This window comes from Amycolatopsis sp., from assembly GCF_025464955.1.
In the GTDB taxonomy this organism is placed as follows: domain Bacteria; phylum Actinomycetota; class Actinomycetes; order Mycobacteriales; family Pseudonocardiaceae; genus Amycolatopsis.
Genome location: NZ_JAODNM010000021.1, coordinates 1 through 18,041, shown reverse-complemented (window position 1 = coordinate 18,041; position 18,041 = coordinate 1). Strand labels below are relative to the sequence as shown.

The window sequence follows — 18,041 nt, the reverse complement described above, 5'->3', positions numbered from 1 at the left end:
GGTGCTCTCGACCGCTAGTCGTGGTCGAGGGCTTGGGCCATCGCGGCGGCGCCGAGGTCGACGGCGCGGTGCAGCAGATCGACGTCGACGGTCAGCCGCGAGACGTTGGGAGAACCGGACGGAACCAGGACCTGCGCGAGATCGCTGCCCTCGCTGGTCAGCCGCTGGTCGTCCTGCCTGCGACGCTCGGTGTGGTCACGCCACGCATCGAGCGTCGCCGGCGCGGTACGGCGGAGAAAGGCGGACACCACGAGGTTCTCCGCCCGAGACGGCGGCATGGCCGGTTCGTCCGCGCGACGGGTGCGCAGCACCAGCACATGCGTACAGCCGTCACGCAACGCCGAATGGTACGGAATCGCCTCGGCGAGCCCACCGTCCAGCAGCCGATGCCCACCGAGCCGGACGATCGGCCCCGACAGGAACGGCAGGCCGGCGGACCCGCGCAACGCGAGCTTGAGCGACTCGGCGTCGCGCAGAAACGGGGCGAGGTCCAGGGCAGCGCCGCTGTCGGCGTCGGTCGCCATCGGGTGCAGCCGCACCGGGTTCGCCAGTACCGCGCCGAAGTCGAGCTCCGCCCACCGCTGGTAGACCTCCTCCATGAGGAACTCCAGGTCCACCACCGGCTTCCGCCGCAATACCGCCCGCGGGCGGACGACGTTCGGCATCACCTCGGGATGCCACCAGAACGACACGCCGTGCTCGACCTTCCCGGACAGCAGCCAGGCTGCAGTGATCGCGCCCATCGACGAGCCGTAGACGTCGTCAAAGACCGACACGAGCCCACGCCGCTCCAACTCGACGGCCATCCCGCTCGAGTAAGTCCCGCGGCTGCCGCCCCCTTCGATCGCCAGCGCCAGCCGGAAGGGATCTCCACGTTCACCGGGAACGCTCGACCCCTTCGCGCGGCGTTCGATCAACTCGAGTACCGAATCTCCCACCGCACGAGAATAGTCCCGGCTGTTCTCGCGCGCTCTAAACGGGATCCACGCGGAAGACGGCGATGCGCCCGGCAGCCGCGGCAACCCCGTCCGGGGTGGGCGTGTCGGCCAGCCCGGTGGTCACGTAGCGATTGCCGACGCTCGCCGGACCGGTTTCCACCACCTCGCGCAGCAGCGGCCCGCGGTCTTCGACCGGCACCTCGGCCAGCCGGACGACCGAGGAGCGCCGTCCCCGCGTCAGGGTGACCGTGTCCGCGGCCCGCACGTTGGCCACCCACGCGGCTTTCGGGTACGCCTGGATGATGTAGCGCCCGCCGGCGAGCGGGAGCACCGCGATCGGGAACGTGCGCGGCTCCCCGCTGCGCCGTCCCGCGACCGTGAGCAACTGCATCGGCCCGAAGGCGATGCCGAACCGCTGAAGCCGGACGACCACCTTGTTGAAGGCGTTGACCCTCCGGCGGTACTTCTCTGCGTTCGTCATGCACGAAGCCTACCGCAAGTCGTACGAGTTTCATACGATACGAAGTCCGTACCTTTAAGGACGGTAGGACTCGTGAGCGTTCCGTCCGGTTGGAACCGGCCGGAACGCTCACGAGCCCTGGGGCCGACTACTTGGTGAAGTACCACTCCTCCGGCGAGCGCGCGGTCTGCACCGGGGGGTACGCCACGCCTCCGAGGTTCTTGGCGACGACCTCCATGTAGGTCCGCAGCGGCATGTTGATCTGCCCTGGCAGCGTCTTGACGGCGTAGTCTTCGTAGTTCGCGAAGGCCGACTTGTCGTCGCTGCGCAGTGTCGCGTTGATCAGCGAGTTGAGCTGCGGGTCGTTGTAGTTCCCGAGGTTGCCGCTGGACCCCGGCAGCAGCAGCTGGTCACCGGTCGGGACCGCGTTGTACTGCTGGTAGCCGAAGAAACCGATCTGCCAGTTGCAGGCCGGGCCCGAACCGTGGCAGCTGCTGATGTCGTTGATCAGCTGATTGAACTCCAGCGGCTTCATGTCGAACACGATCCCGGCCGAGGCCGCGTCGGTCTTCCACTGCTGCATGATCCGGGCGTAGGCGGGGTTCCCGTTGGAGTACTGGAAGTTGAACTCCAGTTTCGCGCCCGCCGCGACGCCGTCACCGCACTGGTTGGCCGCGCCGCCCGGGCTGGTGCAGACCATCACCCCATTCTGCAAGGTCCAGCCGTGGGCGGTCAGCAGGCCCTTGGCCTTGGCGATGTCGAACGGGTACGGGCCGGCACCGCGTTCGGCCGCGGTGATGTACTCGTTGTCCGGGTTCACCGGAACCGGGCCCGTCGTCGGCGCGCCGTAGCCGAGGAAGGCCACGTCAACGTCGGTTACCTGGTCGAGGGTCTGCTGCATCGCCTGCCGGATGTAGAGCTGCTTGAACACCGAGCCGTAGATCGGGTTGTCCATGTTCAGCAGGGACGTGCTCCAGCCCCAGCCGTAGGCGGGCACGAGGTTGTAGTTCGCGCTGAGGGGGTTGGTCTTGGGCACCGCCTCGCCGGTGGTCTTCTTCGGCAGCTGGGTGCCCTGCACCGAGCCGACGTCCACGGTCTTGCCGCTCTGCAGCGCGTTGAACTCGGCGGTGGTGCTGGTGAACGGCTGCATCTTGTAGTGCGCAAGGTGCGGCTTGTCCGGCCCGCTGTACTTCGGGTTCGGGTCATAGCTGATGTTGCCGTCGGAGTCGAACGCGGTCAGGTGCCACGGACCGTCGACGACCTGCCAGAGCGGGTCCTTGGCGTAAGTCGACTCGTCCTTGCTCTTGTCGAACAGGTACTTGTAAACAGCGTCGCACTTGCTCCGGTCGTCCGCGCAGCCGCCGCTGCCGGCCGCCGCCGCGTCGGAGGTCTTGTCCCAGGCCATCGGCATCGGGGCGATCTGCGTGAGCTCGTCACCGGTGAACCAGGTCGGCGAGTACGAGCCGGTCAGCTGCAGGGTGACCTGCTGCGGCCCGGTCGCGGTGGCCAACTTGACGTTGTCCGGGAACTCCCCGGGCACGTACGCGAACCAGTTGGCCTTCTCGGTGAACATCATGTTCATCCAGAACACGACGTCCTTGGCGTTCACATCCTCGCCGTTGGACCACTTGTACAGCTTGAGGTTGATGACGACCTTGCTGTTGTTGTCGCTGTAGATCGGCGCGTCGGCGAGGCTCTTGGTGAGGTTCAGCCCGTTGCCGCCCTTGTTGTCGCCGTACCAGTACAGCTCGCGGTACATCAGCTGCTCGAGGTCGCCGGTCGCGTAGCCGCTGTTGTGCGCGGAATCGACGAACGGGAAGATCCAGTTCGGCTGCGTACCAGGTGACTCGGCGAACGTGGCGGTGCCACCCTCCTGCGGAGTCCCGCCCGAACTCGTACTGCCCCCGGTACAGGCGACCAGCAGGCCCGCGCCCGCCACCACCGCAAAGGTGAACGCCAACAACTTCCGCAGCCGCATCAAGCGACTCCCCTCAACCAGGTGACCGGCGGCTTTGGCCGCCAGGCCACGCTCTGCAGCGATCGAAATTCCACCGATCGGGTGACGCGAACATCCTTCACGTCGGCCACCGAATCAACGACTCATCCCACATCTTGGTAGAAACTGACTGACTGGTCTAGACCGACGAGCTTTCCGCCGCCGATCCCGCCGATCCCGACGGCGCACCGGCCCCCACCGCTTCCAGGGGGAAGTGGCAGGCGGCCTCGTGCCCGTTCTCACCGAACCACCGCATCGCGGGCTCTTCGGTGGCGCAAATGTCCTGCGCGATCGGACAACGGGTACGAAACCGGCATCCCGAAGGTGGGGTGATCGCGGACGGCAACTCGCCGCGGATGCCCTCGGTGTCCCGGCCCTTGCCTGCCCACGGATCCGCCACCGGGATCGTGTCGATCAGTCCGCGCGTGTACGGGTGCCGCGGCGCCTGGTAGACGTCGGCGGCCGGACCGCTCTCGACGAGCTTGCCCAGGTACATCACGCCAATCCGGTCGGCAAGGTAGCGCACCACGGACAGGTCGTGGGAAATGAACACGTAGGTCAGGCCGTGCCGCTTCTGCAGGTCGCCCATCAGGTTCAAGATCTGTGCCTGGATGGAGACGTCCAACGCGGACACCGGCTCGTCGGCCACGATCAGCTTCGGCTTGAGCGCGAGTGCCCTGGCCAGGCCGATGCGCTGGCGCTGGCCGCCGGAGAACTCGTGCGGATACCGCTCGGCCGCCGAAGCCGGCAGCCCGACTTCGGCCAGCAGCTCACCAACGGCGGCGGTGCGCTGGGCCCGATTGCCGATGCCGTGGATGGCCAGCGGTTCGGCGAGGATCGCGCCGACCCTCATCCGGGGGTCCAGCGAGGCGTACGGGTCCTGGAACACCAGCTGGGTCTCCTGGCGTCGCCGCCGCAATGCCTTGCCCCGCAACGAAGTCAGCTCGGTCCCGTTGATCCGGATGTGCCCGCTGTCGGGTGTCTCCAGTCCGACGATGGTGCGCCCGATGGTGGTCTTGCCGCACCCGGACTCACCGACCAGGCCGTAGGTCTCCCCCACGCCCACCGAGAAGCTCACGTCGGCGATCGCGGAGACCGAGCCCGCCTTGCGGCGCAGGATCGCGCCGACGGTGACCGGGAAGTTCTTGACCAGGTTCTCGACGACCAGCAACGGTTTCGGTTCGCTGTCGGTGACCGGACCTGCCTCCGCGGGTGCCGTGCCGGGCTCGCGCACGGTCGTGACGCGGGTGACCTCGAGCAGCTCGGGGTCACCGACCGGGTGGAAGCACGCGTACTCGTGGCCGTCGACATCCCCTCGCGGGACAGGGTCGTTGTCGACGCATTCCGGTGTCGCGTAACGGCATCGCGCCGCGAACCGGCACCCCGCGGCCGGCTTGACGAGGTCCGGCGGCAGCCCCGGGATGCTGTACAGCTTCTGGCCGCTCTCCGCCGAGTTCTCCGGCAGCGACTCGAACAGTGCCTCGGTGTACGGGTGCCGCGGATTGCCGAACAGCGACCGCGTGTCGGTGACCTCGGCGACCCGGCCGGCGTACATCACCGCGACCCGGTCCGCCCGGCCCGCGACCACGCCGAGATCGTGCGTGACCAGGATGACGGCCATCCCGATCCGCTCCCGCAGGTCGTCGATGAGCTCGAGGATCTGCTGCTGGATGGTGACGTCCAGCGCGGTGGTCGGCTCGTCGGCGATCAGCAGCTCCGGGTCGCAGATCAGGGCCCTGGCGATCACGACCCGCTGCCGCATCCCGCCGGAAAGCTGGTGCGGGTAGTCGTTCAGCCGCTCGGACGCCCTGGGCAGGCCGACCAGGTTCAGCACCTCGGTCGCCCGCTCGCGCAGTTCCTTCGCGGACAGCGTGGAATGCAGCTCCAGCGGTTCGGCGACCTGCTTGCCGATTTGGATGGTCGGGTTCAGCGAGGTCATCGGGTCCTGGAAGACCATCCCGATGCGCCCGCCGCGCACCGCGCGCAGCTCCGGCTCGGTCATCTGCGCGATGTCCTCGCCGCCGAGCAGCATGCGTCCGGACGCGATCTTGCCACCCTCGGGCAGCAGCCGCATGATCGACAACGCCGTCATCGTCTTGCCACAGCCCGATTCGCCGACGATGCCGAGCATTTCACCGCGATCGACGTGCAGGCTCACGCCGTCGACCGGGTGCACCACGCCACCTCGGACGTCGATGGTGGTGTGGAGGTCTTCCAGGCGCAGTACCGGGCCGGTTCCGTTGAGGTCAGTCATTTCAGCGCTTCCGGAGTCGTACTTCGAGGGCGTCCCGCAGCGCGTCGCCGAGGAAGTTGAACGCGATGACGGCGAGCATGATCGCGATACCCGGCGGCAGGATCATCCACCAGTACCCGTTCTGCACGAAGTTGGTGCCGTTGGACAGCATGTTGCCCCAGTCCGCGTGCGGCGGCGAAATCCCGAGGCCGAGGTAGCTCAGCGCGGCGACGACCAGAATCGCGTCGGCCACCTGGAAGGTCGCGTTGACCACGATGGTGCCGATCGCGTTGGGCGCGATGTGACGCAGGATCGCGCGTCTGTTACCGCCGCCCATCATCTTGACCGCCTGCACGTACTCCCTGGTGCGCAAGGACAACGTCTCACCGCGGACGAGCCGCGCCGGGGTCAGCCAGGCACCGAAGGAGACCACCAGGATCAGCAGGCCCACACTCGGCGAGAAGATCGCCGCGAGGATCAGCAGCAGGAAGAGCGTCGGGATCGCGAGGAAGGTGTCGACGATGCGCATCATCACCGAGTCGACGAAGCCGCCGACGTACCCGGCGACCGCGCCCCACAGCGTCCCGAAAACGGTCGCGATGATGGCCGCGGCGACGCCGATCTCCAGCGAGGACTGTCCGCCGGCCATCAGCCTGCCGAGTTCGTCGTAGCCGACGTCGTCGGTGCCGAGCGGATGGCCGCCGCCGGGCCCGAGGTCCGCGCCCTTGAGGTCCGTCTGGATCTGCTCGGTGTGGTAGAGCAGCGGACCGAGGAAGCAGAACAGCACCAGCAGCACGATCAGGACCAGGCCCGCGATCGCCAGCTTGTTCTCGAGGAACGCCTGCAACGTCATGCGCAGCGCGGACTTGGGCGGCTTGGCCGGGCCCGCTACCGGCGCGTCGGCCGGGGTCAGGTCGACGGGGCCGTGTTCGGCCTCGGCCACGATCTGTTCGTTCGACAGTGGGTTCATCAGTATTTCACCCTCGGGTCCAGCACGGCGTAGGCGATGTCCGCGAGCAGCGAACCGACCACGGTCGCCAGCGCGACGACCAGGCCGATGCCGAGCAAAGTGGGGTAGTCGCGGACCTGGGCCTCCTGCACGAAGATGAAGCCCATCCCGGGATAGTTGAACACCTGCTCGGTGATCAGCGCGCCGGCAAACAGGCTCGGCAGCGAAAGGCCGAGCAGGGTCGCGATCGGGATCATCGAATTGCGCAGGACGTGGCGCCGCATGACGCGGCCGTCACTCGCCCCGCCCGCCAACGCCGTGCGCACGTAGTCCTGGCTGAGGTTCTCCATCACCGAGGACCGCATGTACCGGCTGAACGAGGCGATCGTGATCAGGGCCAGCGTGATCACCGGCAGGATCAGGGCCGGGGTCTGGCTCAGGATGTCGGCGATCGAGTCGCCGTTCGGCCCGACCGGGGAGAACCAGTGCAGGTCGATCGCGAAGACCAGGATCAGGATCTCGCCGAGGAAGAAGCTGGGCATCGAATAGAACGCGAACGACAGCGTGGTGACCGTGTAGTCGCCGATGCTGTTGCGCTTACGCGCCTGGTAGACGCCGACCGGGATCGCGATGATCAGCGCCACCAGGGTGGAGATGAACATCAGCAGGATCGTCTTCGGCAGGTGGTCGGCGATCACCCCGGTAACCGTCTGGTTCAGGTGGTAGGAGTACCCGAGGTCCCCGTGCAGGACGTTGCCCGCCCAGCTGAAGAACTGGGTGAGCAGCGGCTTGTCGAGGCCGTTCTCATGGATGAACTGGTCCAGCTGGACCTGGTTCGCCTTCGGCCCGAGGATCGCCCGTGCCTCTCCGCCCGGCAGCAGGTGCAGCAGGATGAAGGTGAGAATGCCGACCAGGACCACGACCACAATGGACTGCAGGATGCGGCGAATCAGGTAACCCGTCATCGCCGCGCCCCGCCCTGCGTGGTCGCGACCCTCGTCATGATTGGCGAGTGGCGCATGTCTTCCTCTACTTGGTGAAGTACCAGGTCTCCGGCAGCAAACCGCCGAGCGGGCTGAACGGTGCGAAACCGTGCAGGTTCGACGAGTACGCGTAGACCTTATAACTGTCCGCGGCGTTGAACTCCCCGGGCAGGTTCTGCGATACATAGTCGGAGTAGGTGTTGAAGGCGTCCGATGCGTCACTGTGCAAGGTGGCCTGGACCAGCTGGGTCAGCTTCGGGTCGTTGACGCTGCTGTAGTTGGCAGCCGCGCCGGGGAGGAAGAACCCGTCACCGGTCGGGTTGGGACCGCTATAGGTCTCGTACCCGAACTCGCCCATCTCCCAGTTGCAAGTGGACGGTTGGCTGCTGCAGCTGGTGATGTCGGAGATGACGGTGTTGAACGGCTGCTGCTTGAGGTTGAGCTGGATGCCCGCCTTGGACGCGTCCGACTTGAACTGCTGCTCGGTCTCGTCCAGCGACGGGACGCCGCTTTCGTATTCGAGCGTCGGGTTCAGCTTCTGGCCCGCGGGGATTCCGGTGCCGCACTGGTTCGGTGCGGTACCCGCACTGGTGCAGACCATCACACCGCCTTGCAGGGTCCAGCCGTGACTGGTGAGCAACTGCTTCGCCTTGTCCACGTCGAACGGGTTTGCACCTTGGCCCTGCGCGCCCTTGGCATTGGGCGAAAGGTACTTCGTCTGCGGCTGCGTCGGGATCGGACCCACGGCCGGGGTCGCATACCCCCGCCACGCTACCGCGCTGTCCGTTTCCTGGTCGATCGTGGCCTGGATCGCCTGCCGGATGTACAGCTGTTGGAAAACCGGTCCGAAAGTCGGGTTCTTGTAGTTCTCCAGGCCGTAGGACCAGCCCCAGACGTACTCGGGTGTCAGGTCGTAGCCGGACGCGCTGAGCGGGTTGGTCGCGGGCAGCGGGCTCGAACTGGTGACGTCACGCTTGGGCAAGCTGGTTCGGTCGACCGAGCCGATGTTCACGATCTTCCCGGCGCGCAGTTCGTTGTACAGGGCCGCGGACGATGTCGTCGGGACCTCTTTGAAGGCGTCCAGCTTCGGCTTGGCCGACCCGCTGTAGGTCGGGTTCGGCTTCATCGTGAGCGTGCCGTCGGAGGAGTACTGCGTCAGGTGCCACGGACCGTCGACAACCTGCCACACGGGGTCGGCCTGATAGGTGCTGAGGTCCTTGCTCTTGGCGAACAGGTACTTGTACACGGCGTCGCATTTGGACTTGTCCGCCGTGCAGCCGCCGGAGCCGGCCGCGGCCGAGTCGGAGGTCTTGTCCCACGCCATCGGCATGGGCGTGATCAGCGTCAGCTCGTCCTTGAGGATCCAGTCCGCCGAGTAGCTGTCGTTGAAGGTCAAGGTGACCTGGGAAGCACCGGTGGCGGCGACCGACTTCACGTTGTCCGGAAACTCGTTCGGCACGTAGTTCGCGAAGTTGGCCTTCTCCGCGAACATCATGTTGGTCCAGAACACGACGTCCTGCGGGGTGAGCTTCTCGCCGTTGGACCAGGTGTAGGGCTTGAGATCGATAACGACCTTGGTGTTGTTGTCGCTGAACTTGGGCAGCTCTGCCACGCTGACGTCGGGGTTGATGTCCGGTTGGTCACCAAGGCCGACGTAGTACAGCGGCCGGTACATCAGGTCCTCGAACTGCAGGATCGTGTTGGTGCTGTTGTGTGCCGAGTCGATGAACGGGAAGATCCAGCTCGGCGTCGCGCCGGAGTCCTCGCCGTAGACCGCGGTGCCGCCCTGCTGCGCGGCTCCCCCACTGCCGCTGCTGCCGCTGCAGGCCGCCGCCAACAGGCCGAAGGCCGCGAGCGCGGCCCCCACTACGACACGTTTCCGCCGCCCGGCCATGCACGTCACCTCTTCTTGTTCTGGCAGTACGCCCGCGTCCACGAGCTAGCCCACCGTGATCACTGCGACCCGACGATCACCCGTCTCAGCTACAAGAGAGGTACACGGCCAACTGTGCGTTGTCTATGAAGTGTGCGTAATTCACCGCCCGCGACCGTGGTCGGAAATAAGACCGTTATCCATTCAAGCGGAAAACGTTCTTATGCACCATATAGCTATTTTTGCCGTCAACCGGACATCGATTGGGCGAACAACGCGGGATTGCTGCCGACAAAGTCGGCGATGCCCGAAGCGGGCCTGCCCAGAATCGCCTCGATGTCCCCGGAGGCGCGGTCGTACCGGTTGTCCGCGTGCAGGCGCGCCATCGTGGAGATGTGGTCGAAAACGTGCTCCGGCAGACCCAGGCCGCCGAGTTCGCGTAACCAGTCCTCATAGGACATATCGACATAGGTGATTTTCCGGCCCAGCGCCGCAGAAAACTCCGCGGCGATCGCGGCCAGATCCCGAGAGGTCGACCCCGTCAGTTCGTAGACCCGTCCGGCGCTGTTCGCGGGATGGGCCAGCAGTGTGGAAACGACCTCGGCGACGTCGGACGCCGCAACCGGAGACGTGCGCGCCGAACCGAACGGCAGCCGGATGGTGTCCTCGCGCCGGATCGAGTCGGCGGCCAGCATCTTGAACAGCGGGTTCTCCAGGAACGTGGTCGGCCGGACGTGGGCGACCGGCAGCCCGGACCAGTTCAGGATCTGCTCGCCGAGCCAGTGCAGCCGCTGCTGGTTCGACTCGGCCGAGCTGTTCAGGCTCATCTGGGAAACCGTCATCTGCGACATGTTGACGAAGATCTCCAACTGCCCGTGGTCGAGCGCGGCGGCCGCGGCAGCAGCGGTGGCTTCGACGTACTGCGCAGACACGCTCATACCGAAGTACATACCGCGGCAGCCGTCGAGCGCGCCGGCGATGTCGCCGGCCCGGGTGAGGTCGGCTACAACGACCTCGGCCCCCTGGGCCCGAAGGGCGTCCGCCCGTTCGTCGGAGCGCCGGACCAGCGCACGCACCGGCAGACCGCGCGACAGCAGGTTCGCCACTACCAGGCCGCCGACTCCGCCGGTCGTACCAGCGGCGCCAGTGACGAGCACCGGCCTGACGGCGGACGTCACTGGCACAGCAGAACGTCGAAAAACACGCCGAAGAAGTCTTCGAAAGGCTCGGTGGTCTTGACGACCTTGACCCGCATGAGTGTCCCCTCGAACGCGTTGAGCATGAACCGGCCGAGGCGCTCCGGTTCCTGTCCGGCGGCGATGTCGCCCTCGGCCTGTCCGGTGAGAATCAGTTCCCCGATGCTCTCCGACCAGCCCTTCAGGCTCACGTCGACCTGGGCGCGAATGACCGCGCTGTGGTCGGCCTGCTCGGCGCCCATGTTGCCGATCAGGCAACCGCGGGTGAACTCGTGCTCGATCACCACGTCCCGCATCAGTTCGAAGCGGTGACGCAGCCGTTCGACGGCGCGCATGTCCGCGGGCTCCCCGTCGCCCCAGCCGGATCCCTCGGCGTACCGGGCGACGGCCTCGGCGCCGAGAGCTTCCTTGCTCTTGAAATGGTTGTAAAATGAGCCCTTCGGCACTCCTGCGGCCTTGGTGATGGTGTCGACCGAACAGGCGGCGAAGCCGGTGCGGTGGAGTTCCGCGACAGCTGTATCGAGGATGACTTCACGAACGCTGGGCCTAGGCATCCTTCCAATATGACCAGTCGTCTCCCAACTGTCAAGTAGCACTCTGTCAAGTGACACAGAAGTCGCGAATCACCTGGGCGACGGCCTCCGGCACTTCCAGCGGCGAAAAGTGACCGGTCCCCGGAAGGACCTCCAGCCTGCTCCGCGGGAGGTACGCGACCACGAGAACGGGAACGTCGATCGTACCGACGTCACCGGAGATGTCCTCCACGACGACGCCCGCCGGCCACGCGTCGCGGGCACGGGGATTGCCGCGCAGGCTGTCCTCGACGACCTGCTCGCGGATCTCCGCGCTGAGCGGAAGAACGGTCAGAACCTGCTCGATCGCGGCGAGCACGCTGTCGCGCGACAGGTAAGCCTGTGCCATCGACTGCCGGACCTCCGCGGGAATGTCCGCGGGCTTCGGCGGCGCCGGTGCGACCAGGATCACCCCAGCGAGACCGGCAGGCCGGTGCGCGGCCACCAGTGCCGCCACCTCCCAAGCCCTCAGCTTCGATCTGAGCACACCTTCGGTAGTCTTCGCGCTGGCGAACCGGGCGGGCAAAGGGCTTTACGACGTCCGGATGTGCCTGCTGCGGCAGAACCTCCCGGTTAGTGCCTCGCTTTACCAGGAGGACATGCTCACCGTGCGGTCGCGGTGGACCGCCGCCGACGCGGTGGCGGCGGACACCGTGGTCGTGCCCGGCTCGACGCGGTACGCCGAGCCGCTGCCGGACCTCGCGCGGGACGTCTTGCGCCAGGCCCACGACAACGGCGCGCGGATAGCCGCAATCGGCGTCGGCGTGTTCGCCCTCGCCGACGCCGGCCGCCCGCAAACTGGTGATGCCGCCACATCACGACGGCGGCCAGGTGCAGTACATCGATCACGGGGAGCTCGAAACCGGCACTGGCCCGCTCGACGACGTGGCCACCTGGATGCTCGAAAACCTGCACCGCCCGCTGACGCTGGCCGAAATCGGGCGCCAGGCGGCGCTGAGCACACGGACGCTCAACCGCCGGTTCCATGCGGCGACCGGGTTCACCCCGCTGCACTGGCTCCGCGTCCAACGGGTGGTGATGGCGCAGAGCCTGCTGGAGCAGACCGACCTGCCGATCGACCACGTCGCCGAACGGGTCGGCTTCGGCTCCGCACTCACCCTGCGTCAGCACTTCGCCCGGCAACTCGGGACCACCCCGCAGGCCTACCGAGCCGCGTTCGGGATGACGTGACTGCATGCTCGCGCCCGCCATACCAGGCGCAGGGCCGCCCGGTGTAGCGCTGCGCGCTCGACGTTCTTGATCTCTTGCCAGCCCTGGACGCTGTTCCACCAGGGCGCTGTTGTGCAGGGCATCGCCGCCTGAACGTGCGCAGCACTCCGGCACGCGTCGGTCAAGGGCTTTCCCCGCGCTGACCGGAGTGTGGGAGTCGGTACCAGCGGGTGGGAGAGGGTTCAGCTCGTGGTTAGCGTGGCTGTGTTGCCTCATGTGCCAGCGCTGGCTCACGTAACAGCGCTGCCTCATGTAACGGTGCTGGCACATGTAACGGTGCTGGCTCAACAGCTTCGGCGCGACGACCGCGCCACCACCCCCACCGCAGGAGGCCATCGAGTGTTCGGCCACGACAAGTCCCGCATCCCCCGCGTCGCCGTCCTGGCGCTCGCGCTGCCGTTGCTGCTCGCCGCCTGCTCCTCGGCCGTCGGCGCCGGAGCGACCGACGCCGGCCCGCCGAAACCCGGCGGCACGCTGCGACTGGGCATCTCGTCCAATCCGGACTGCCTCGATCCGCAGCAGATCAGCATCAACGCGGCACTCAACGTCGGGCGTCAGCTCGTCGACTCCCTCACCGACCAGGACCCGACAAGCGGGAAGATCACCCCGTGGCTCGCCGAGAAATGGGAGGTCAACCCGGATTCGACGAGCTTCAGCTTCCACCTCAGGTCCGGCGCCACGTTCTCCGACGGCACCCCTGTCGACGCCGCGGCGGTCAAGTCCAGCTTCGACGGGATCAAGGCGCTCGGGGCGAAAGCTCTGCTCGGCGCCAGCTACCTCGCCACCTACAAGAGCTCGACAGTCGTCGACCCGAACACCGTGCGTATCGACTTCACCGCCCCGAGCGCGCAGTTCCTGCAGGCGAGTTCGACCATGTCGCTCGGCATCCTGGCCCCGGCGACGTACACGAAGTCCGCCGAACAGCGCTGCCAGGGCAACGGCTTGATCGGCTCCGGACCGTTCGTCTTCACCAGCTTCAAGCCGAACCAGGACGTCATCCTCAGCAAGCGCAAGGGCTACAGCTGGGGTTCCCCGCTGTGGAAACACCAGGGTGAGGCCTATCTGGACAAGATCGACTACAAGATCGTGCCGGAGCCCGCGGTCCGGACCGGAAGCCTCGCTTCGGGGCAGCTCGACGCGATCACCGACGTGCAGCCGGTCGACGAGCCGCAGTTCACCGGCAACGGCTTCAGCGAGCCCGTCCGGCCGAACCCCGGCATCGTGTTCAACCTGCACGCGAACACCACCCGCGGTGTCCTCGCCGACGAAAAGGTGCGCCAAGCGGTGTCCAAGGGCATCAACCGGCAAGAAGTGACCAGCACCGTGCTGACACCGAACTACAAGCCCGCGACCAGTATTCTCGGCTCGGCGACGCCGCTGTACACCGACCTCTCCGCGGAATTGGCGTTCGACCCGGCGGGTGCCGAAGCCCTCCTCCAGGCGGATGGCTGGCTTCCCGGCAGTGACGGGATCCGCACGAAGGCCGGCCAGCGGCTCAGCGCCAGTGTCGTGTTCTCCGCGGTGTTCAACCAGAACCAGAGCGTGCTCGAGCTCATCCAGCAGCAACTGCGCAAGATCGGCTTCGACCTCCGGATCGAACTGCACACCAACGCCGAGGCCACGCAACTGCAGCAGGCGGGCAACTACGACTTCCTCTGGTACAACGTAACCAGGGCCGACCCGGACATCCTGCGCCAGCAGTTCTCCACCAAGGCGGGCAACCGCAGCAGGCTGGCGCCGGGCAACGCGCTCGACACGGCGCTCGACCAGCAATCGGCCACTGTGGACGTCGCCATCCGGAAACCGGCCGCGGAGCAGGCACAACGGCTCATCATCGATCATGCCTACGCCATCCCGGTGTTCGAACTGACCCAGGTCCTCGCACTCGGACCCACCACCCACGCGGTCAATTTTGAAGCGTCCTCCCGGTTGCAGCTGTTCGACACCTGGGTTTCCGGGTCATGAGGCGCGCCGTACTGCGACGGCTGGCGCAAGCTGTAGTCGTCCTGTGGGCTGCGTTCACGCTGTCGTTCCTGATCCTCTACCTGCTCCCGGGCGACGCCGTATTGACGAAGCTCGGCGGCGCGGACGGCGGAGTCACCGCGTCGCCGGAGCAAATCGCTCAGGCCAGGGCCGAATACGGGCTGAACGACCCGCTGTACGAGCAGTACGGCAAGCGCCTCGTGGCCGCGCTGCACGGCGACTTCGGGAAGTCGATCTCGACCGGGGACGACGCCACGCACATGGTCCTGTCCGCGCTGCCGCCGACGCTGGCGGTGACCGGGCTCGCGCTGGTGCTCGCGGTGCTGTTCGGGGGCGGGATCGCCGTAGTCGGCACCTACACCCGCGCGAGATGGCTCAGCCAGGCATTGCTTTCCCTGCCGCCGCTGGGGATCTCGCTGCCGTCGTTCTGGGTGGGGCTCCTGCTGATCCAGGTTTTCTCGTTCCAGTTGCGGCTGCTGCCGGCACTGGGTTCGACCGGGTTCGCCTCGACGATCCTGCCCGCGATCACCTTGGCGCTGCCGACGAGCGCGATCATCGGGCAGGTCCTCGCGAAGAGTCTGCGCACCCAGCTCGCTGAGCCCTACATCGAGATCGCCAGGGCGAAAGGGGCGAGCCGGTTGAGAGTCCACTTCGGACACGCGTTGCGCAACGCGGCCTTGCCGGCGCTGACCCTGGTCGGGGTCGTGGCCGGGAACCTGCTCGCCGGGTCGGTGGTGACCGAGACGGTGTTCTCCCGTGACGGTGTCGGCCGGGTGACGTCGGCAGCAGTCACCGCGCAGGACATCCCGGTCGTGCAAGCGGTGATCGTGCTCTCCGCGTTCTTCTTCGTGACCGTGAACCTGATCGTCGATCTGCTCTATCCCCTGCTCGATCCACGCCTGGCCGGCGTAAAGAGCGGTCCGCGGAAGGTGACGGCCGATGTCTGACCTCCTGCTCCGCCGCAACACCCGGTTCCTCATCCGCCGCCCGGGATTGGTGCTCGCGGCGGCGGTCATCGTGTTCGTCCTGCTGGCCGCGGTCACCCCGGACCTGTTCACCGGGTACGACCCGATCTCCGGCGTTCCGGCGGAACGACTGCACGGTCCTTCGGCCGCGCACCTGTTCGGTACGGATGAAACCGGTCGCGACGTGTTCTCCCGAGTCGTCCATGGGGCATCTTTGTCGTTGCGAGCCACGGTGATCGCGGTACTGGTCGCGCTCGTCGCAGGCTCGGCGCTCGGACTGGTGGCGGGTTTCCGCGGCGGCTGGCTGGACTCGGTGATCATGCGTGTCGTCGATGTCCTGCAGGCTGTTCCCGCCATCCTGTTGTCGCTCGCGCTGGTCACCGCGCTCGGCTTCGGCACCACGAACGTGGCGATCGCGGTGGGGATCGCCAACCTCGCCGCGTTCGCCAGGCTCATGCGCGCCGAGGTGCTCCGGGTCCGGACAGCGGTGTTCGTCGAGGCCGCGCGTGCCAGCGGTGTCCGCTGGCGTGGGGTGCTCGGCAGGCACGTCCTCCCGAACGCGATGGGACCGGTGCTGGTGTTGGCCACCCTGACGTTCGGCACCGCGGTGCTGGAAGTCTCCGCGTTGAGTTTCCTCGGCTTCGGCGCTCCCCCACCGACACCCGAGTGGGGTGCGCTCGTCGCCGGCGGCCGCAACTTCCTCGCCACCGCCTGGTGGATGACGACCTTTCCGGGGCTGACCGTCGCGGCCGTCGTGCTGGCGACCAACAGGCTTTCCCGTGCGTTCGACGGAGAACGGAGTGAGCGCTGATGAGCGGCGAGCTGCTGGAGATCCATGACTTGGCCGTTTCCTACCACACGAAGTCCAGGCTCATCCGCGCTGTCGACGGGGTGAACCTCACCGTCGCGGCCGGGCAGATCGTGGCTGTCGTCGGTGAATCGGGCTCGGGCAAGAGCACGACGGGACATGCCGCGATCGGCCTGCTGCCACGCGGTGGCCGGGTGGACGCGGGCAGGATCACCTTCGCCGGGACGGACCTCACCAAGCTTTCGGAAAGGGGCTGGCAGGCGATCCGGGGCGCCGAGATCGCGCTGGTCCCGCAGGACCCGACCGTCTCGCTGAACCCCGTACGCCGGATCGGTGACCAGGTCGCCGAAGTCCTGACGATCCATCGGCTGGCGACCAGGCGGGCGGCAGCCACCGACGCTGTCGAACTGCTGCGGCGGGCGGGGATCGACCGGCCGGAAGCACGGGCGCGCCAGTATCCGCACGAGTTGTCCGGCGGGTTGCGGCAGCGTGTACTGATCGCGATCGCCTTGGCCGGCCAGCCGAAGCTGATCATCGCCGACGAGCCGACCAGCGCACTCGACGTCACCGTGCAGCGCGAGATCCTCGATCATCTCGAACACCTCGCGGTCGAGTCGAACACCGCGGTCCTGCTGATCACGCACGACCTCGGGGTAGCCGCCGACCGCGCGTCGAAGATCGTGGTGATGTCGGATGGCGGGGTGGTCGAAGTCGGGCCGACACGGGAAATCCTGGCCGCTCCGGAACAGCCATACACCCGGAGGCTGCTGGCCGCCGCGCCGAGCCTGTCCCGCACCCCGCTGCGGCCACGACGGGATACCGGATCGGAGGTGCTCGTCGCCGCAGAGGGCCTGTCGAAGTCGTTCTCGCCGCACGACGGTTCGGTGCCGCGTGCCGTGGACGACGTGACGTTCACCCTGACTCGCGGTCGGACACTCGCTCTTGTCGGCGAATCCGGTTCGGGCAAGACGACCACCGCGCGAATGGTGGTGGGCCTCGAAACCCCGTCCGCGGGCAAAGTCACCTTCGATGGCCACGACCTCACGCGGGTGGACGGCGAGGAGTTGCGCAAACTGCGACGCCGGTTCCAGCTGGTGTACCAGAACCCGTACTCCTCCTTGAACCCCCGGTTCAACATCGAGGAAGTCGTGTCGGAACCGCTGCGAGCATTCGGTCTCGGCGGCAAGGCCGAGCGGCGTGCCAAGGCGGCGGCGCTGATCGACCAGGTCGCGTTGCCGGCGTCCGTGCTGACCCGTAAACCCGCGGAACTGTCCGGCGGACAGCGCCAGCGTGCGGCGATAGCGAGGGCGCTGGCGCTGAACCCGGACCTCGTTGTCTGCGACGAACCCGTTTCGGCACTGGACGTCTCCGTCCAGGCACAGATACTGGAACTACTGGTACGGCTACAGGACGAACTCGGCCTGACGTACCTGTTCATCACCCACGACCTCGCCGTGGTGCGCGAAATCGCCGACCACGTCGGCGTGATGCGCGCCGGCCGGCTCGTCGAACTCGGACCGGCCGACGAGGTCCTCAACCACCCCCGCGATGAATACACCCAAGCGCTGCTCGCGTCGATCCCCGGCCAGGACTGGGCGAGGTCGGACTCGTAGGTCCCACCCATGTCGACCTCACTTTCGTTGCTCTATCGGATTGTCTTCACGGCACCACGCGAATCCCGCCGACCGTGGTGACTGTTACGTCACCACGGTCACCAGGCGAGCCGAGTCAGGCCGCGTGCTCGTAGGGCCGGTCGTGTGCGGTGTTGTGGATCGGTTTCTGTTCCTGATCCAGCCATTTCGGCGGGATGAACTCCGGCACCCCGTCCACCATCCGCATCGACCAATCCGAATGA

Annotated in this window: 16 protein-coding genes; 5 read left to right on the top strand and 11 right to left on the bottom strand. The window is 66.9% G+C overall.

The window, feature by feature from the left end; translation table 11 throughout:
- Positions 1–14 precede the first annotated feature (14 nt).
- From JWQ81_RS02735 to JWQ81_RS02685, 11 genes are all read right to left on the bottom strand, one after another.
- The gene (locus JWQ81_RS02735; protein ID WP_297537155.1) at positions 15–938 is read right to left on the bottom strand and encodes a patatin family protein; all 924 of its coding nucleotides are present in this window, start codon (positions 936–938) and stop codon (positions 15–17) included.
- Between the two features lie 34 nt (positions 939–972).
- Positions 973–1,419: a nitroreductase family deazaflavin-dependent oxidoreductase gene (locus JWQ81_RS02730; RefSeq protein ID WP_297537154.1), complete on the bottom strand. Its 447-nt coding sequence runs from the start codon at positions 1,417–1,419 to the stop codon at positions 973–975.
- Positions 1,420–1,546: 127 nt separating this feature from the next.
- The gene (locus JWQ81_RS02725) at positions 1,547–3,376 is read right to left on the bottom strand and encodes an ABC transporter substrate-binding protein (protein WP_297537153.1); all 1,830 of its coding nucleotides are present in this window, start codon (positions 3,374–3,376) and stop codon (positions 1,547–1,549) included.
- Positions 3,377–3,533: 157 nt separating this feature from the next.
- Positions 3,534–5,648, bottom strand: a complete 2,115-nt coding sequence (locus JWQ81_RS02720) for an ABC transporter ATP-binding protein (protein WP_297537152.1) — start codon at positions 5,646–5,648, stop codon at positions 3,534–3,536.
- Between the two features lies 1 nt (position 5,649).
- Entirely contained in the window at positions 5,650–6,597 is a 948-nt protein-coding gene (locus JWQ81_RS02715; RefSeq protein ID WP_297537151.1) for an ABC transporter permease, read from the bottom strand.
- Positions 6,597–7,541, bottom strand: a complete 945-nt coding sequence (locus tag JWQ81_RS02710; protein ID WP_297537150.1) for an ABC transporter permease — start codon at positions 7,539–7,541, stop codon at positions 6,597–6,599. Before JWQ81_RS02710 ends, JWQ81_RS02715 begins: the two co-directional genes overlap by 1 nt.
- Positions 7,542–7,605: 64 nt before the next feature.
- Positions 7,606–9,453 (bottom strand): ABC transporter substrate-binding protein, encoded by a 1,848-nt coding sequence (locus JWQ81_RS02705; protein ID WP_297537149.1) that lies wholly within the window; start codon positions 9,451–9,453, stop codon positions 7,606–7,608.
- Between the two features lie 227 nt (positions 9,454–9,680).
- Positions 9,681–10,610: an NAD(P)H-binding protein gene (locus JWQ81_RS02700; RefSeq protein ID WP_297537148.1), complete on the bottom strand. Its 930-nt coding sequence runs from the start codon at positions 10,608–10,610 to the stop codon at positions 9,681–9,683.
- The gene (locus tag JWQ81_RS02695) at positions 10,607–11,182 is read right to left on the bottom strand and encodes a TetR/AcrR family transcriptional regulator (protein ID WP_297537147.1); all 576 of its coding nucleotides are present in this window, start codon (positions 11,180–11,182) and stop codon (positions 10,607–10,609) included. Before JWQ81_RS02695 ends, JWQ81_RS02700 begins: the two co-directional genes overlap by 4 nt.
- A 46-nt stretch (positions 11,183–11,228) precedes the next feature.
- Positions 11,229–11,687, bottom strand: a complete 459-nt coding sequence (locus JWQ81_RS02690) for an alpha/beta hydrolase (protein ID WP_297537146.1) — start codon at positions 11,685–11,687, stop codon at positions 11,229–11,231.
- Between the two features lie 99 nt (positions 11,688–11,786).
- Positions 11,787–12,014: a hypothetical protein gene (locus tag JWQ81_RS02685; protein WP_297537145.1), complete on the bottom strand. Its 228-nt coding sequence runs from the start codon at positions 12,012–12,014 to the stop codon at positions 11,787–11,789.
- Positions 12,015–12,031: 17 nt separating this feature from the next.
- Here JWQ81_RS02685 and JWQ81_RS02680 point away from each other — a divergent pair, with 17 nt between their 5' ends.
- From JWQ81_RS02680 to JWQ81_RS02660, 5 genes are all read left to right on the top strand, one after another.
- Positions 12,032–12,391 carry a helix-turn-helix domain-containing protein gene (locus tag JWQ81_RS02680; protein WP_297537144.1) on the top strand — a complete coding sequence of 120 codons (360 nt, stop codon included), beginning with the start codon at positions 12,032–12,034 and terminating at the stop codon, positions 12,389–12,391.
- A gap of 378 nt (positions 12,392–12,769) precedes the next feature.
- Positions 12,770–14,395 carry an ABC transporter substrate-binding protein gene (locus tag JWQ81_RS02675; protein ID WP_297537143.1) on the top strand — a complete coding sequence of 542 codons (1,626 nt, stop codon included), beginning with the start codon at positions 12,770–12,772 and terminating at the stop codon, positions 14,393–14,395.
- Positions 14,392–15,360 carry an ABC transporter permease gene (locus JWQ81_RS02670; RefSeq protein WP_297537142.1) on the top strand — a complete coding sequence of 323 codons (969 nt, stop codon included), beginning with the start codon at positions 14,392–14,394 and terminating at the stop codon, positions 15,358–15,360. The genes JWQ81_RS02675 and JWQ81_RS02670 overlap by 4 nt, the downstream gene beginning before the upstream one ends.
- A complete protein-coding gene (locus JWQ81_RS02665) occupies positions 15,353–16,189 on the top strand; it encodes an ABC transporter permease (RefSeq protein ID WP_297537141.1) in 837 nt (278 codons plus the stop codon). The genes JWQ81_RS02670 and JWQ81_RS02665 overlap by 8 nt, the downstream gene beginning before the upstream one ends.
- On the top strand, positions 16,189–17,799 hold the full coding sequence (locus JWQ81_RS02660; RefSeq protein ID WP_297537140.1) for an ABC transporter ATP-binding protein: 1,611 nt from the start codon (positions 16,189–16,191) through the stop codon (positions 17,797–17,799). The genes JWQ81_RS02665 and JWQ81_RS02660 overlap by 1 nt, the downstream gene beginning before the upstream one ends.
- Positions 17,800–18,041 lie beyond the last annotated feature (242 nt).

Excerpts from the sequence above, each read along its gene's own strand:
- JWQ81_RS02705 (WP_297537149.1), bottom strand. The coding sequence starts at position 9,453 with ATGGCCGGGCGGCGGAAACGTGTCGTAGTGGGGGCCGCGCTCGCGGCC.
- JWQ81_RS02695 (WP_297537147.1), bottom strand. The coding sequence starts at position 11,182 with ATGCCTAGGCCCAGCGTTCGTGAAGTCATCCTCGATACAGCTGTCGCG.
- JWQ81_RS02660 (WP_297537140.1), top strand. The coding sequence starts at position 16,189 with ATGAGCGGCGAGCTGCTGGAGATCCATGACTTGGCCGTTTCCTACCAC.
- JWQ81_RS02720 (WP_297537152.1), bottom strand. The coding sequence starts at position 5,648 with ATGACTGACCTCAACGGAACCGGCCCGGTACTGCGCCTGGAAGACCTC.
- JWQ81_RS02670 (WP_297537142.1), top strand. The coding sequence starts at position 14,392 with ATGAGGCGCGCCGTACTGCGACGGCTGGCGCAAGCTGTAGTCGTCCTG.
- JWQ81_RS02665 (WP_297537141.1), top strand. The coding sequence starts at position 15,353 with ATGTCTGACCTCCTGCTCCGCCGCAACACCCGGTTCCTCATCCGCCGC.
- JWQ81_RS02725 (WP_297537153.1), bottom strand. The coding sequence starts at position 3,376 with ATGCGGCTGCGGAAGTTGTTGGCGTTCACCTTTGCGGTGGTGGCGGGC.
- JWQ81_RS02710 (WP_297537150.1), bottom strand. The coding sequence starts at position 7,541 with ATGACGGGTTACCTGATTCGCCGCATCCTGCAGTCCATTGTGGTCGTG.
- JWQ81_RS02715 (WP_297537151.1), bottom strand. The coding sequence starts at position 6,597 with ATGAACCCACTGTCGAACGAACAGATCGTGGCCGAGGCCGAACACGGC.
- JWQ81_RS02730 (WP_297537154.1), bottom strand. The coding sequence starts at position 1,419 with ATGACGAACGCAGAGAAGTACCGCCGGAGGGTCAACGCCTTCAACAAG.